Origin of the sequence: Methanosarcina sp. (assembly GCF_028693135.1) — an archaeon.
In the GTDB taxonomy this organism is placed as follows: Archaea; Halobacteriota; Methanosarcinia; order Methanosarcinales; family Methanosarcinaceae; genus Methanosarcina.
Genome location: NZ_JAQUVZ010000010.1, coordinates 41,596 through 57,092 on the forward strand (window position 1 = coordinate 41,596; position 15,497 = coordinate 57,092).

Here is a 15,497-nt window from a genome sequence, read left to right on the forward strand (position 1 = left end):
CTCCCAACATCTTTCTTTTTGATTCAAATTTTAATTTTCAGGTGGAGATGAAAAACAAAATGATTCACTTTTTTGTCAGTTCATCTAGCAACTGTAAATACTTCATTTCCACTTTTTCCCAGGTATAATTCTTTGTAATATATTCCTTTCCATTATTCCCCATTTTATTCAGGACAATGGGATTTGAGCACAAAAAATTCAGGCATTCCGTGAATTCATCGTAATTCTGATACCAGAGGCCTGCGTTACTTCTCATGCAGTGGCCTTTTAAGACCTCACATTCTCCGTTTACAAGTACGGCGGTCCCACAACCCATGGACTCAAGGGTAACTAAGGATAAACTTTCATAGGGGGAAGGCATAATCAAAAACCGCGCATTTTTAAGAAGAGAATATTTTTCAGCCTCGGAAACAAAACCAAGGTATTTGATCTTATCGTGCTTTGGAACACCTATAGCATCATAACCTGCCAGAACCAGGGACGGGATTTCTCGAGATTCCTTTAATAATTTTAGGTAGTATTCAAACAGCTGGTAACATCCTTTGGAACCTTCAATCCTACCGAGATAGAGAACGTAGTTCTGATCTTTTAGGCCCTTATATTCCGGAATAACTTCAGGAACCTCAATACCGCACCCAACAATCTCAAAGAGTTTTTCTTCTTCTTTTAGACCCGTTTTTGCTTTAATTAAATTTTGTTCTTCAGGAGTGCTGTATATGATACCTCTGACATTACGGAAAATTTCTTTTGTAGTGGACAGGTCAAGAGCAGGATCATTTTCTGCGAAAGGAGCAATCAACGCTTTATTTCCTACTTCCTTGAGTCCATAATAGCTGGGGTAATACCTGAATGTAAAAAAGACAAAGGCATCGTAATTGTCTTTGTTTTTGGAGATGTATTCTACCAGTTCAGGACAATAAGGTCCCTGTTCATCAATCCATGAAATTTCATCTTTTAGGTTGTGAGTAGCAAAAAAGGCCTTTTCCTGAATCTTGATGTGCGTAGTCAGATCACGCTTTTTTGAATTTGCAAATCTTCTCACCAGGACACCATTTATTGTTTCAGTTCCTTTTTTATACTCATTTTTCCATGTATGATAATCTTTTGCACAGGTGGAAAGAACCTCAATTTCATGATATTTTATCATATGTTCAGCAATAAGTCTGGTCAGATATTCTGCACCCCCAATTATATCTTCGCCGTACCTCTGGACGACAAATGCAATTTTCATTAATTAACTTCCTCCCTTAATTTTGCAATAATTGATTGTGCTATTATTTCCCAGGAATATTTTTGTTCAACCAGGTTTCTTGCATTTATTTTTAATCTTTGTTGCAATTCTTCATTCTCCAGTAACAGGGAAATTTTGGCATGGAACTCTTCAGCAGGACAGATGAGAGCATGAACTTCATTTTCGGTATCTAAACCTCTTGCCCCTACAGGGGTACTGACTACAGGGATTCCTGCACTCATATAGTCCAGCATTTTGAGGTTTGTACCTGATCCACTGAACATAGGGTTTATGGCAATATCTGCCAGTTTATAGATCTCATACTTTTCGTCCTCATCAACAGTTCCAAAAGCCAGAACGTTTTGAGGGAGTTTCCCGTATTCGTTTAAATAATAATCTTTGACACTCCCAACCACTAAAAATTTATATTGCGTATGTCTTCTGCACAGTTCATCCGTTATAAACTTTAAAGCTTCAAGATTTGGGGGGTGCCAGCTCCCAACAAAAATAATAGTTGTAAAGTCTGATAATCCTGTAATTTCCTTTTGTTTCTCTCTTTCCTCATTTTTTACAAAATGTATCCTGGTGGTATCAACTCCATTTGGAGTAACCAGAATTTTTTCAGGATTAGACCCATAAACTTCAATTAAATTCTGTTTATCTTCTTCAGATGTGCAAAGTATTAGATCTGATTTTAAGGCTGCTTCTTTTTCAGTAGTATATATTTTAGATATATACCTGGAGTCTTTAACGTAATCTTTTTTAAGTAAATATTCAAGATTGTGAGCTTCATAGATTACTCTTTTATTGTGATCTATGAACTTATTTAAAGGCCACAAATATGGATGTGAAAAAACTACAATATCCGAATCCACTTCTAGTTCTTTTATTTTTTCTACATACTCTTTTGAATAATCAACAAAATCTATCATAGCCACATCATAAAGATTTACCCCAACTTTCTTCTCTGCCACCCACTGATACCTTGCATGTTCTGTACTCTGGGGAATACAGATTTGCCTTAATCCATTATCCAGAACAAGATTCTGATATTGTTTATTTGTCTCAATAATTGAACAGATTGTCACATCAAACTCTTTTGCCAGTAGAGAATAGATATTATATAGCCTGTGCTGTCCTCCACCTCTCGGTGGATAGCATGAATAAGTGGACAGCACAAGAATTTTCTTTCGATCAGGAGTAGAAATCGTCTTTTTATCCGGAATAGAAATATCCTCTCTATAGGGAGTAGAAATCGTCTTTTTATCCACCAGACAATATGCAAAATTCTTCCATGTTATATTTTTTACAGCCTGATATGCAACAAAGCCCATTGTTCGGGCAGCATCTGAATTTTCGATAAGATAATTTATTTTTTCAGCAATTTTTTGAGGTTCAGGTTCCACAATATATCCGGTTTCGGAATCTTTTACAAATTCCAGAGGGCCCCCGCTATCTTTTGCAGTAATAACCAGCTTTTTGCTCATCATCCCCTCAATTGTAATTAAACCGTAATCCTCATCATAAGGGACAAAGAGAACTGCAAGAGAATCAGAATATAATTTTATAAGTTCGTCTTCACTCACAAAACCAAGGAATTCTATTCTGTGATCGTTTTCGGCCATTTTTTTGAGTTTTTCGTCATCGGGGCCTGTTCCCGCAATTTTCAATTTTACGTTATGAGGAACATACTTCATTGCCTTTACTAGAAGATCAATACGTTTTGGACCATCAAGACGGCTTGCAGTAAAAAGATAACTATACGAATTACACTCAAAATTCTCTATTTTTGAAGGGGGATAATTTACATCTACCTGCACATTGGGAGGGAAGTAATCTGCTCGTTTTTTTACATTATTCGACATTGTGAGATGTCTGTTGACTCTGTCAGGAGCAAGGGCATATTCATCAAAAAAGTGAATGATTTCTCTGATAAAAGGTCCCGGGAATTTGAAAGTCTCTTTATCGTACTTTTTTTGTTCTTTTTTTAACTCAAAAAGCTTTTCAAATACATTGTCAACATTCTTTTCAGTTTTATTACCATTATGAATAAGGTCCAGGACCTCTTCAACAAGTCCTGTTCTCAGTTTGGATGAAACCGCATAAGCTTCATTGCAGAAATGATAGGTGTCAAACAGTCCACGTAAATGATGCACCATATAAACTGTATGATTCTGGTGTTTGAGCATCCAGGAAGGATATTTGGTAGAAATTACCATATCAAAATAAGACAGATCAAGTTGATAAAATTTATAATAGGAGTCAATTAAGTCCCAGAAATTATTTTCTTTAACTGGTACTTTTATCAATTCACATTGATGGGATGTATTTTTATTAATTGAATTTTGCATCCCTAAAAAAAGTAATTCTGCTCCTCCAAGAGTAAAGGGCACAGGACTCGGCGCAACAATTGCAATTTTCATTATTTCCACCGTCACTTTTTACCAATTACGGCATAATCCTGTGCCCCGAACAGGATATTATTTAGCTTCTCAGTGTTGTGATTATAGGTTTCAAGATGTGGTTTTACCCATTCTTCGGTGTCATTATTCAGTGGAACTTTTTTTAATCTTGTTTCTTCCGATACCGGAGAGATGAACTTAGTATCCACATCTTGGAAACCTGCTGAAGTTAGCAGGAACTTAAGTGTTTCTGGATGTATCGGTTTTTTATGAGTCATGTCTATGTAAAAATTAGCAAATGATACCAGGGAAAGCGGATTTACGGTTTCCACAAAAATATAGTATCCATACTTGAGTTTCTTAAAGCATAGCTGAAGCAACTTAATCAAGTAATTGGGTTCCAGATGTTCAACCACCTGATCGATAAAAATTCCATCAAGACTTTTATCATCAAGCTTTTCCAGATATGAAATCGCTTCATCCTTCATCACATTAAATCCCTTTGAAAGACAGTAATCCACCATGGCATCCTCAATGTCAACACCTTTTGCACCAATACCATGCTCTTTTGACACTTCCAGAAATTCGCCCCTTCCACACCCAATATCCAGGACATTAGAACATCCAGTGAAATAATGTATAAAATTAGATTGCCGCTGTTTGATATCTTCTCTTGAACCTCTAAACTGTTCTTCAAATTGAAAATAATTAATATCTAAATCACTGGAATTAGAAGTTTCAATCTTTAGATTTTTATACCTTTCTTCCAGTTTTCCACCAAGAATACTGGCTAACCATGCCTTATTTTCAAGGTCCAGATTCATTGAAGAAATTATAGAGTTAACTTCTGCCCTTATACAATTATCCATTTCAGACTTAAGTTGTCCAATCTTATTCCCAAATTCAGACTTAAGCTGCTCTACCTGAGCGTCTAATTCAGACTTATCTGCCTTAGCGTCTAATTCAGACTTATCTGCCTTAGTATCTAATTCAGGTCTGAGCTGCTCTATTCGAGAATTTATTTCAGCTCTGAGTTGCTCAATCTTATTGTTATAATAGCTGAACTTCCCTGCAGTATCATTAAGAAGGCGAACAGTACTTCCATTAAACTCTGTTTGTTTCCAGATAATGGGGTCCACATATCGTTTGATTTCTCCATGCACCGCTTCTCTACCTTTAATTAAGAATTTCCCAACAACTGGACGATGAGAACTGATGAAATAACTGTTATTCTGAATTTCCCAGTTTGAATTTATATAATCGAGATCTCTTTGAATGTTACTCTCATTTGCAGGTCCTTCAGGTAAAGGGCTTTTTTGAAGATCTTCAATATTTTTCTTTGAAAAACCCCCTGCTTCTTTTCGCTTACGGATGTTCGCCCTTATTTTTCCCATTATTTCTTCAACGTTGATTTCTTTTTCACTGGTTTCGTCTTTGTTGATTTCAAATATATCCATAAAATCTCACATCCGAACTTAGATCTTCCAGTTGCAGGGTACCTCAAAGAGTCCAGCATCTCTACCTGTTGGAATTACATCAAAAGAATATTGTTTATCGTGCCAATCATAAGGTTTTTGATCGTGAGTATGCACAGCTACTGTCAATAGAAATCTTCCTGTAATCATAGGAATTCTCTCTATTATCAGGTCAACATGCCCTTTGCCTTCAAGAGTCTCAATTTCGACAGTTTTTAATTCCGTATTTGTTCCAAAAAGATTTTCTCCGTTTTCGGAGTACAGAGCAATGCCAAATACCGGATCAAATACTTTTTTATGTGCATGGTAGAAGATTTTGATTGTCATTGGATCAAAAGAGTTAAATCTGAAACCTTTATTGCCAAATTTATCATAGAACTCCACATTTGTGATCTCAACGGTCTTATCTCCCCACCGGGGATTTTTATCCTCAGGGGAATCTTCTGTTTCAGCAGGCTCGGATTCATTCTTAATGTTTGAAGGTGTGGATGCTTCTTCTCCACCACCATACACATAACGGTCAATTACATCTCCTGTATCCCCTAAGACTATCTGCTCCCCTTTATTTAGAAGTAAAGTCCTATCACAAAACCTCCTCACTGCCCCGAGATCATGTGAAACAAAAACAATCGTAACTCCATCCTTTCGATACTGACTAAGGACATCCAGACATTTCTGCTGAAATTCCATATCTCCCACTGCCAGAACTTCATCCATCAAAAGAATTTCCGGATCAGTTTGAATTGCTGTTGAAAAAGCAAGTCTTACCTGCATACCTGAAGAAAAGTTTTTGAGTTTAGCATCCCTGAAGTTCTCAAGTCCTGCGAACTCGAGAATCTCGTCCAGTTTATCATTAATCTCTTTTTTTTGCATGCCCATGATGGTTGCATAGATTTTTATGTTCTCTGCAGCCGTGAGATCAGACTGAAAGCCAACTCCAAGTTCAAGGAAAGGAGTAAGTTTCTTTAGAGCAGTGACTTTACCTGATGATGGGCGCAGGATATTTGCAATAATTTTCAATAAAGTACTCTTTCCACTTCCGTTCTCTCCAATAATCCCAAGAGCTTCTCCCTCTTCAACTGTAAAATTGATATCTCTAAGTGCGTGGAAAGTTTCATAAGTTGGAGGTTTGAAGGCCCCGGTCAAAGTCTCAAATAGAGTTGTTCTTTTTTCATGAGGTATGCGAAATGTTTTGTGCAGGTGTTCAACCTCAATTGCCGTCATCAGATTTCCTCCGCAAATCGGGGTTCTAATCTGGAAAAAATAATGTATCCGACTAGAAGAAAGAATATTGATGAAAGGAACATAAATAAAAGGTCCTCAATTTTAGCTGGAGAAGAATAAATAATAGTATCCCTTGCAGAAATAAGAATCCGTGCAATTGGATTCAATAGAACAAATTTCTGTAAATATTTAGGAAATATATCAATGGTATAGAGTATAGGAGTTCCAAAATATCCAATCTGTAAAAGAACCTGCCAGATAAACTGCACATCCCTGTAAAATACATTCAACGCGGAAAGTATCAGAGAGAAGCCGAGTGAAATGATAAACAGGAATGACAGGATCAGCGGCACATAAACAAGGTTGATGGAAATTGGCACCCTGAAAAACACCATAAACATTATAAATATTAAAGACTCGAAGATGCTCATGAGCAGAGCCGTGATGCATGAGGAAATAACAAAGATATCCCTTGGAAAGTAAATTTTCTTAACCATACTTGGTTTTCCCACTATGGAAAACATTCCAATGGTAGTAGCCCTGCTAAAAAAACCCCATAAAATGATTCCAAGAAGCAAAAATAGCTGGTAGTATTCAACCTGAACCCTCATCAAGTTCGAAAAAACCACATAAAGAACCAGGAGCATAAGCAAGGGTTCCAGAAGAGACCAGAAATAACCCAGTATGGAATTTTTATATCTCAATTTGAATTCGCTCCATGCCAGTTGCCAGATAAGGTTCCTGTAGCCATAGAGCTCTTTCAGGTGCTTAACGATCATTATTTACCACATTTTTTATCTTTTCACTAAAAATCGAAAGATCAAAACATTTTGCCTGCTTAAGACAGGCATCCCTGTAACTCTCGGGTTCACGAGATATGAATTTGACAGCCTCTATAGCGCTGGAAATATCTGCATTTATAAGAATACCCGTATTTTCGGTAACCGTCTCTTTAAATCCACCTTCGTTTACCGCGACAACAGGCTTTCCACTTGCCATTGCTTCCACAGGAGTGAGCCCAAAATCTTCGTCAAGCGCTGTGCAGATGAAGCCCCTGCACCTGGCGTAAAGGTTAATTAATTCCGGTTCTGAAACTTCTCCAAGTATAGTCACGTTGTGAGGTAGCTTATTACTTATATTTTTTGCATACTTTTCAGCGTGATCGCCTTTTGCATAACCACCCACAATAATGAGTTTTTCATCAGGCATTTTTCTAAACGCTTCTATTTGCAATTCGATTCTTTTTTCAGGGTAAAGCCTATTTACCGAGAGCCAGAAATCCCCATAAGCCTCACATTTGAACTTTGAGACATCAACCGGGGGATAAATTATGTCAGCAGTCCTGTGATGATATTTCTCAATTCTTTTCTGAGAATTTTTTGAGATCGTGACAATCTGGTCAATATTATTCACTGATTTTTGATCCAGCCACCTGTGGCCGTGTACCCAAGCACGAAAAGCCTGTCTTGTAATAAAATCCTGCCTCTGTAAGAAAGTGTCGTAGAGATCGTAAAAAGCCCTTACAGGTGTGTAGCAGTACCACATATTAGGGTGGTGCCTATGGGCTGCATAATGACTCCAGTTCCCTGTGAAGATGAAAAAATCATAATCATTTGAGAAGTCACAAGAATAAAATTTTTCGGTTGCAGAAATCTGTTTTAGTGGGGGGATTTTCTTTGTTTGTCCAAGAGATATCACATTTACTTCTTTATTCAGTTTATCAACTGCATCCAGATCTGTAGTGATAATATCAGCGTTCAATAACTTTGCTAAAGTGATGACAACTTTCTCTCCACCACCAATAGCACCGAAGTAATCATGAAAGATAGCTGTTTTCATATTTGTTCTCATTTTTTAAATTATTTCACGTTAAATTTAAATTGGGATTTATATGTGTTTCGAAGCAATCTTTAATTTGAATAAAAACTCAGTTATTTACTGCGAAATATAGTTAATTTTGCTAGTTAGATTTCCTTAAGTGAACTTTTTTTACCTTGCATGGCCACCAGTTACAGCCTGAATAAGAGACTTAACAAGAAAAACTTGGATATATCAGCCTGAATCTTACGGAGTAATAACAATTCGACAGGAAGTTAACAAAGATTTGGTGTATCAGTTAGTTTATATAGATTAAGAAGATATGCTTTTTGCAAAGGGAGCTACGTTTTTAAGAATAATAAATGTCCTATCTCCTCCAGGATAAGAATGGGGAGCAAAATAAGGTGATTCCTTGATGAAGGTCGCACTGATAACAGGCATAACTGGCCAGGATGGCACATACATTTCAAAACTTTTATTAGATAAGGGGTACGTAGTGCATGGAATAAAGAGAGAATCTTCTACCAGAACAGAAGATAAGAACAAAGAGCAGAAAAACGCAAATCTTCATTTTCACTTCTGTGACATGACCGATTATTCAAAGCTTGTTAGAATAATTCAAGAGGTTTGTCCGGATGAAATCTATAATCTGGCGGCTCAAAGCAATGTACATACCTCTTTTGACCGACCAGAATATACAGCAGAAATTAATGCACTTGGCACCCTGCGCCTCCTTGAAGCCATACGTACTCTTGGGCTGGAAAAGAAAACAAGGTTTTTTCAGGCTTCCACTGGAGATCTATTTGGAAACTCACTGGAATTCCCACAAAATGAAAATACTCCCTTTCACCCCCGAAACCCTTATGCAGTGTCCAAATTGTATGCTTACTGGATTGCCATAAACTATCGTGAAGCTTATGATATGTTTGTCTGCAATGGTATCCTTTTTAATCATGAATCCCCAATAAGGTCCGAAAGTTTTGTTACGAGAAAAATTACCAGATCTGCAGTTAGAATAAAAAAAAGACTTCAAGAAAAGCTGTACCTTGGAAATCTGAATGCAAAAAGAGACTGGGGTTTTGCAGGAGACTACGTTGAAGCTATGTGGCTTATGTTGCAACAGGATGAACCGGATGATTATGTGATTGCAACAGGTGAAACACATTCAGTACAGGATATGGTGGAATTTGCATTCAGAGAGGTCGGGCTTGAGATAGAATGGGAAGGAGAGGAGCTTGAGAAAAAGGGGATAAATGCTGCAACAGGTGAGATCCTTATTGAGGTAGATCCCCAGTTTTATAGGCCTCTTGAGTCAAGCTTATTAGTTGGAAATCCTTCAAAAGCCAGAGAAAAGCTTGGATGGATGCCAAGGGTAAATTTTGACGAACTGGTCAAAATGATGGTCGAAAAAGACCTTGAATGCGTAAAATGTTAAAATATTTGTTTAAAATTGTGTGGTAAAAATGTCTAAGGTCGCATTACTTACAGGAGTAACCGGGCAGGATGGAGCATACCTTGCCGAACTTCTGTTAAATAAAGGATATACAGTGCACGGCATGCACAGAAGATCATCTCTGAGTAATACAGGACGTATAGATCATCTCCTGCAAGATCCACATCAAAAGGACTCCAAGTTTTTTTTGCATTACGGAGACCTGACTGATTCAGCAAACGTTATCAGACTTATTAAGGACATCGAGCCTGATGAAATTTATAACCTTGGCGCCCAAAGTCATGTCCAGGTTTCTTTTGAGGTCCCGGAATACACTGCAAATTCGGATGGAATTGGAGCCCTTCGTATTCTAGAAGCAATAAGAATTCTCGGGCTTGAAGACAAATCTAAGTTCTATCAGGCATCAACCAGTGAATTATTCGGGAAAGTACGTGAAGTTCCCCAGAAAGAAACAACTCCCTTCTACCCCCGAAGTCCCTATTCAATAGCTAAACTGTATGCTTACTGGATTACCATAAACTATCGTGAAGCTTATGATATGTTTACCTGTAACGGTATCCTGTTTAATCACGAATCTCCTTTGAGAGGAGAAACTTTCGTTACCAGGAAGATTACAATAGCAATATCAAAGATTAAAAAAGGCCTTCAGGAGAAACTCTACCTTGGAAACCTCAATGCCAAACGTGACTGGGGATTCGCAGGTGATTACGTGGAGGCCATGTGGCTCATGTTACAGCAGGATAAACCCGAGGATTATGTTGTAGCGACAGGGGAAACTCACTCCGTTAGAGAATTTACGGAACTTGCATTCAGAGAAGCAGGTATCGACATAGAATGGGAAGGAGAGGAAGTTAGCGAGGTAGGAAGGGATGCTGACAGCGGAAAAGTACTCGTAGAAGTTGATCCGATGTTTTACAGACCTACTGAAGTGGACCTGTTGATAGGGGACCCTTCAAAAGCCAGAGAAAAACTTGGCTGGAAAACAAAGGTCAGTTTTGAAGAACTGGTCAAAATGATGGTAAAAAGCGATATGAGATAAATACCTCTCGAGTGGGATAGAAATCCATTTTATTAAAAAGCCTGATTTTTATAAATAGACGCTAAAATATATAATTAGTTAAAAAAATAAATGTGAGTGATATGGAGAAGTCAGAAAAAATCAATCAAAACAAAAACGCACGAAATGGATTTTCAAAAAATATCTTCGTGCTTGGAGCTGCTCTCTTAGCTGGCTTCATCATGCGCATGCTCACCTATGCTTCACTCACTGCAGATGGGATAACCTTCACGGGATATGATGAGTTTTATCATATGCGGCGCATTCTATATACGGCCTCCAGTTTCCCTCATTCTCTAAACTTTGATACCTATCTTAACTATCCTAATGGTTTTGAGATTGGGTGGCCGCCACTCTTTGACCTGTTAGGTGCCCTACTTGCAATAATTCTGGGAGGAGGACAGCCTGACACGCATACTGTCGAATTTGCAGGGGCTCTTTTGCCTGTACTGCTCGGAGTCCTGACAGTAATTCCGGTTTATGTGCTAGCAGCTTCAGTCTTTGACAAAAAAACAGGGCTTCTTGGAGCTGTCATTTTTGCGGTTCTGCCAGCTCATGTATACATATCCCGTTTTGGGACAGTCGATCACCACGTAGCTGAAGTTCTCCTCTCAACGGCTGCCTATGCACTTTTAATACTTGCCTTAAAGCTGGCAGGGGAGAGAAAACTTTCATTAAGTTCACTCAAAAACATATCCTCAGATAAGAAACTTATAAATCCTCTGGGGCTTGCAGCGGCTTCAGGGCTCTTTTTTTCGCTCCTGATCTTTACATGGGTAGGAGCACCTGCCTTAATCAGTTTTGTTGTCCTTTATGCACTGGTTCAGGCAACACTTGACCTTAAAGCAGGAAAAAGTTCAGATTACCTCTTCGTCTGCTCGGCTGTAACTCTGTTTGCAACGTTTTTGTTTACAATTCCCCTCTCGGCAGGAGCAGCCCGTCCGGGACTTGAAATGAGCGCGATGTATCTTTCCTGGTTCCAGGTGGTCTATGTACTGATCCTGCTCGCCGGAGTACTCCTTCTCTGGGGCTTTTCAGCATATGTCTCAAAGAAAGAAATGGACTGGAAGTACTATCCTGGCATTTTAATACTCGTTTTCGGCTCAGGGCTCCTTTTCCTCCGGCTATTTTCCGTTGAATACTACGGTTTTGTTATCGAAGGACTGAGGTTCTTTTCCGGAAAAGGCGACTACATAGGCACAATTTCCGAAGCAGTGCCCCTATTTCTTACCTCACAGGGAAAACTTACCTTCTCATCGGTGCTGGGGAGCTTCGGGCTTTCTTTCCTGACGGCATTTGCGGGATTTTTCCTTTTAAGCCTTGAGTTGAAAGGCAAAAAGTCAAAGCCTGAAAAGGTATTTTTCCTTGTATGGACACTTTTTTATGCATACCTTGCCCTTTCCCAAAGGCGTTTTACCTACCTTTTTGCAATAAATGTCTCAATCCTTACCGCATATATAATGTGGGTTTTGATGGACTCTCTTGATTTCGGAAAAGAAATAAAAAAGCTGGTAAAATCCGGAAAGGAGACAGAGAATAATTCGAAATCTGCCTCGCAAAAAGGAAAAAGGACAGTATCAAAAACTAAATCAAAATCAAAAGCCAGAAATGCGGCAGAGTCTAAGAGCACAGATGAAGGACCTGACTATTTCAAACTTGTTTCAGGAGTGGCACTGATAGGACTTGTCTTTGTGCCCTCCATATGGTTAGGTGCTGCTTTTTCAAAGGATGCAGTCTCAATTGGCCCTGAATGGCAGGACTCCCTCAAATGGCTTGAAGCCTCAACACCTGCAACTTCCTATTATCTAGAGCCTTCAGAAACCCCTGAGTACGGGGTCCTCAGCTGGTGGGATTATGGAAACTGGATTGTATATGTGGGAAAACGGCCTGTGGTCTCCAATAACTTCCAGACAGGTATAGAAGATTCTGCGCGCTTCTTCATAACTGATTCCGAAGAGGAAGCAAAAACAATAATTGAAAAGCTCAATGTGAAATATGTAATAACCGACACACTGATGGCAGAAGGTAAGTTCGGGGCTATTACTAAAATAGCAGGAAAAGAAATTGGAGACTATTACGAAGTCAAAACCACTACAGAAAATACAGGCCTCATAACCGTTGCAACCCCCAAACAGGCTCTTCTGCAGACTCAAATATATAAGCTTCACAAACTTGACGGGACATCCCTGGGAAATTTCAGGCTAATCCATGAAAGTACGTTAAATACCACAGAGAATGAAAGTAGTAAAAAAGACACTGTGAAGATATTTGAATATGTCCAGGGAGCCACACTAACAGGCACTGCAAGCCCTAACCAGGCCGTGATGGCAACACTTGAGCTCAGCTCAAATACAGGCAGGAAATTCACATATCAGAAAGGTGAAATGACAGATGAGAATGGTTCATTTGAAATAACCGTGCCTTATTCGACCGAAGATACAGGAAAAGGGGTTCATGCAACCTCTGCTTATTCACTGACAGCAGGAAAAAACTTAACTATTGCAGAAATTCAGGTAACTGAGAGCGACATTTTGGACGGAAATAGGATAGAAGTCAAAAATTCCCCTGAATGAAGCAGAAAACATATAATAAGTAATAAGTGTTAAAAGTGAAAAAATAAGTGTTAGAAATGAAAAAATAAGCGTTAGAAGTGAAAAAAGAGGAATAAAAAAAAGATCTGAAAAAATAGAGGGAAAGAGAAAATCCCTCCTTCTTTTCTCTCTTAGAAAGTTAAATGATGATTTTTCTACTGAAAACGTCTGCTTTTCTCCCGAAGTTTGTCTCTGCAGGTGGGAAGACCCCGTCTTCAAAAATCTGAGCCTTTAGGCAAAGATTTTAGGGAGAGGGAGTTCACTCTCCTGTACTTTCAACTCCGACGGCACTCAGGAATCTCTTGACGACTGCTTCGTTAACGAGCCTTAAGAGTGTCTGCCTGTCTTTTGTGGAACTGAAAACTCCGAGGGGGATCTGGGCACCTGCTGCATTTGCATGCCCTCCTGCGTCTTCTCCGAAGGCCTGGCGCATAATCTCTCCCAGGTTGACCCTTATATCGTTGCTGCGCCCCGAGATAAAGATGCGTTCCTCAGTGACCCCGAAGACAACAGTTGTGGAGATTCCTTCAAGGCTAAGGAGGTAATCCGCAGCCTGAGGAAGAGTATCCCTATCGCGAATGTTCCCGACATTTGAGAGAAGGTAACTCCCGAGTACCTGACGGTTTCGGATGGCTTCCCCAAGCACTTCGAGGGTTTCAATAGCCATTGAAGGCTGCTCGAGCTGGTCCAGGATCCCATGATTCGAAAGCGGATAGAGGTAAGAAGCAGCCGAGAGGTCTGCAGGGTCGGTTTTCCGCTTGAAGTCCTGTGTGTCAGTCCTGATCCCATAGAGTAAAGCCGTTGCCAGGGTCTTCGAGATATTGATATTGAGCTGCTGCAGGTACTTTGTCATGATAGTAGCTGTTGCTCCGAAGTTGGGCCGGATATCTATGTAATCAGCTTTGATCTCGGTTTCTCCTGGGGGGTGATGGTCTATAACAATGCCTACATAGGAGCTAAGAGGGACCATATTGTTAACGCCGGCGATTGAGCAGTCTATCAGGGCAATTTCATCAAAGTTTTTCAGGTCATGCTCTTCCATCTTGCCGAGGTCAATCCCGAGAAGATTTACGAAAGCCTTGTTTTCCTGATGCCCTATCTTTCCATGGTAGAGGATATTTGCTTCAACTCCAAGGCTTTTTGCGATTTCCTTTAAAGCAAGCCCACTGGATATCGCATCAGGATCAGGGTTGTCGTGGATAACGATAGCAAGTTTTTTATCCCTGATCCCTTTCAGCCATCTGGCAAGCCTGTTGCCCCTGTGAACTGACTCAGCTCTCTCAAGGGAACGAGAAAGGGAGCTGGCAACAAGCTTGGAGGGCATAAAAACGTAATCAGAACCCAGCCCTTCCATCTTTTCTTTATTGATGATGTCCGAGGCACGGGAAAATATCTGGATATCCGGGTTTACTATTTTCTTAAAGTTTTCAATTCCTTTCCTGTTGGCCTCATTGTTGGAACTCAGGAAGAGTATTGCAACGACATTTTTAAGGTCAATATTATTAATGAGCTCGGGGTCAGAGATATCTCCAAGAATAGTTTCAAAGCCTTCTTCTCTGAGAGTTTCAACCTTGGCTTCATCATTATCTACAATGATTACAAGCTTATTGCTTTCCCTGAGCTCTTTTGCAAGCGCAAAACCAATACTACCGCTGCCCAGAATAAGGTACCTGGGTTTAACTGTGCTCTTAAGGTTGCTATCCGCATCTTTTGAAGAATTCGACAAAAGTCATCCTCCTGCTCTCATGTAAGTCCAGACACGTGCAAAGGAAAGCAAACATTTAATCAGATTCCTGCCTGCTTACAATTTTTTACTTTACTCTCTATTTGAATCTCAATAAAGGAATAAGATAAAAACATTACATTGTTAGACATAAGAATATTTAAGATTATTTCAATACTGAATCCGATTTACGAAATAATTTTAATTTTAATTTTAATTTTAATTTTAATTTGCAGAATTATCTTCGTTTTTAGAATTTAAGTGCTGAATATTAACCTGTGATCTTCAAATATGCTAACTTTAGTTATTAACTCCTCTTACTTTACATTTGTCACTATTTATGAAGTGGTTTATTACGGAATTAACAGTCCAGGCAACAAACTGGCCTTAATTCCTGTATAAACCTGTTTATTACGGCATAAACCGGATTCTTAAGGTTTAACCTGAATTCTGCCTGTATACATGTTATATTTGAATATAGCGTATATAGTTGATGACATTAGATGAGTTTTCCTCAGTATCA

General features: G+C 39.1%; 10 protein-coding genes. 3 read left to right on the forward strand and 7 right to left on the reverse strand.

The genetic code is table 11. The annotated features are described in order from the left end of the window. Positions 1-64 precede the first annotated feature (64 nt). From PHF18_RS06875 to PHF18_RS06900, 6 genes are read right to left on the reverse strand one after another with little or no spacing between them, the layout of a single operon-like run. Positions 65-1,231, reverse strand: coding sequence for a glycosyltransferase family 4 protein (locus tag PHF18_RS06875; protein ID WP_300100212.1), 1,167 nt, complete (start codon positions 1,229-1,231; stop codon positions 65-67). Then, positions 1,231-3,654: a glycosyltransferase family 4 protein gene (locus PHF18_RS06880; protein ID WP_300100215.1), complete on the reverse strand. Its 2,424-nt coding sequence runs from the start codon at positions 3,652-3,654 to the stop codon at positions 1,231-1,233. The genes PHF18_RS06875 and PHF18_RS06880 overlap by 1 nt, the downstream gene beginning before the upstream one ends. Before the next feature lie 11 nt (positions 3,655-3,665). Beyond that, on the reverse strand, positions 3,666-5,090 hold the full coding sequence (locus PHF18_RS06885; protein ID WP_300100218.1) for a methionine biosynthesis protein MetW: 1,425 nt from the start codon (positions 5,088-5,090) through the stop codon (positions 3,666-3,668). A gap of 18 nt (positions 5,091-5,108) precedes the next feature. Beyond that, positions 5,109-6,332, reverse strand: a complete 1,224-nt coding sequence (locus PHF18_RS06890; RefSeq protein ID WP_300100221.1) for an ABC transporter ATP-binding protein — start codon at positions 6,330-6,332, stop codon at positions 5,109-5,111. After that, positions 6,332-7,111 carry an ABC transporter permease gene (locus PHF18_RS06895; RefSeq protein WP_300100225.1) on the reverse strand — a complete coding sequence of 260 codons (780 nt, stop codon included), beginning with the start codon at positions 7,109-7,111 and terminating at the stop codon, positions 6,332-6,334. The genes PHF18_RS06890 and PHF18_RS06895 overlap by 1 nt, the downstream gene beginning before the upstream one ends. After that, positions 7,101-8,171, reverse strand: a complete 1,071-nt coding sequence (locus PHF18_RS06900; protein WP_300100228.1) for a glycosyltransferase — start codon at positions 8,169-8,171, stop codon at positions 7,101-7,103. The genes PHF18_RS06895 and PHF18_RS06900 overlap by 11 nt, the downstream gene beginning before the upstream one ends. Before the next feature lie 391 nt (positions 8,172-8,562). Here PHF18_RS06900 and gmd (PHF18_RS06905) point away from each other — a divergent pair, with 391 nt between their 5' ends. From gmd (PHF18_RS06905) to PHF18_RS06915, 3 genes are all read left to right on the forward strand, one after another. Beyond that, positions 8,563-9,585, forward strand: a complete 1,023-nt coding sequence (gmd, locus tag PHF18_RS06905) for a GDP-mannose 4,6-dehydratase (protein ID WP_300100231.1) — start codon at positions 8,563-8,565, stop codon at positions 9,583-9,585. Positions 9,586-9,613: 28 nt separating this feature from the next. Further along, positions 9,614-10,642 carry a GDP-mannose 4,6-dehydratase gene (gene gmd, locus PHF18_RS06910; protein ID WP_300100400.1) on the forward strand — a complete coding sequence of 343 codons (1,029 nt, stop codon included), beginning with the start codon at positions 9,614-9,616 and terminating at the stop codon, positions 10,640-10,642. A gap of 101 nt (positions 10,643-10,743) precedes the next feature. After that, a complete protein-coding gene (locus tag PHF18_RS06915; RefSeq protein ID WP_300100234.1) occupies positions 10,744-13,233 on the forward strand; it encodes an oligosaccharyl transferase, archaeosortase A system-associated in 2,490 nt (829 codons plus the stop codon). A 277-nt stretch (positions 13,234-13,510) separates the two neighbouring features. Here the strand turns inward: PHF18_RS06915 and PHF18_RS06920 are convergent, their stop codons facing one another. After that, positions 13,511-14,977: a DHH family phosphoesterase gene (locus tag PHF18_RS06920; protein ID WP_300100237.1), complete on the reverse strand. Its 1,467-nt coding sequence runs from the start codon at positions 14,975-14,977 to the stop codon at positions 13,511-13,513. Positions 14,978-15,497 lie beyond the last annotated feature (520 nt).

Coding starts and splice junctions, on each gene's coding strand:
- PHF18_RS06875 (WP_300100212.1), bottom strand. CDS start 1,231: ATGAAAATTGCATTTGTCGTCCAGAGGTACGGCGAAGATATAATTGGG.
- PHF18_RS06880 (WP_300100215.1), bottom strand. CDS start 3,654: ATGAAAATTGCAATTGTTGCGCCGAGTCCTGTGCCCTTTACTCTTGGA.
- PHF18_RS06885 (WP_300100218.1), bottom strand. CDS start 5,090: ATGGATATATTTGAAATCAACAAAGACGAAACCAGTGAAAAAGAAATC.
- PHF18_RS06890 (WP_300100221.1), bottom strand. CDS start 6,332: ATGACGGCAATTGAGGTTGAACACCTGCACAAAACATTTCGCATACCT.
- PHF18_RS06895 (WP_300100225.1), bottom strand. CDS start 7,111: ATGATCGTTAAGCACCTGAAAGAGCTCTATGGCTACAGGAACCTTATC.
- PHF18_RS06900 (WP_300100228.1), bottom strand. CDS start 8,171: ATGAAAACAGCTATCTTTCATGATTACTTCGGTGCTATTGGTGGTGGA.
- gmd (WP_300100400.1), top strand. CDS start 9,614: ATGTCTAAGGTCGCATTACTTACAGGAGTAACCGGGCAGGATGGAGCA.
- PHF18_RS06915 (WP_300100234.1), top strand. CDS start 10,744: ATGGAGAAGTCAGAAAAAATCAATCAAAACAAAAACGCACGAAATGGA.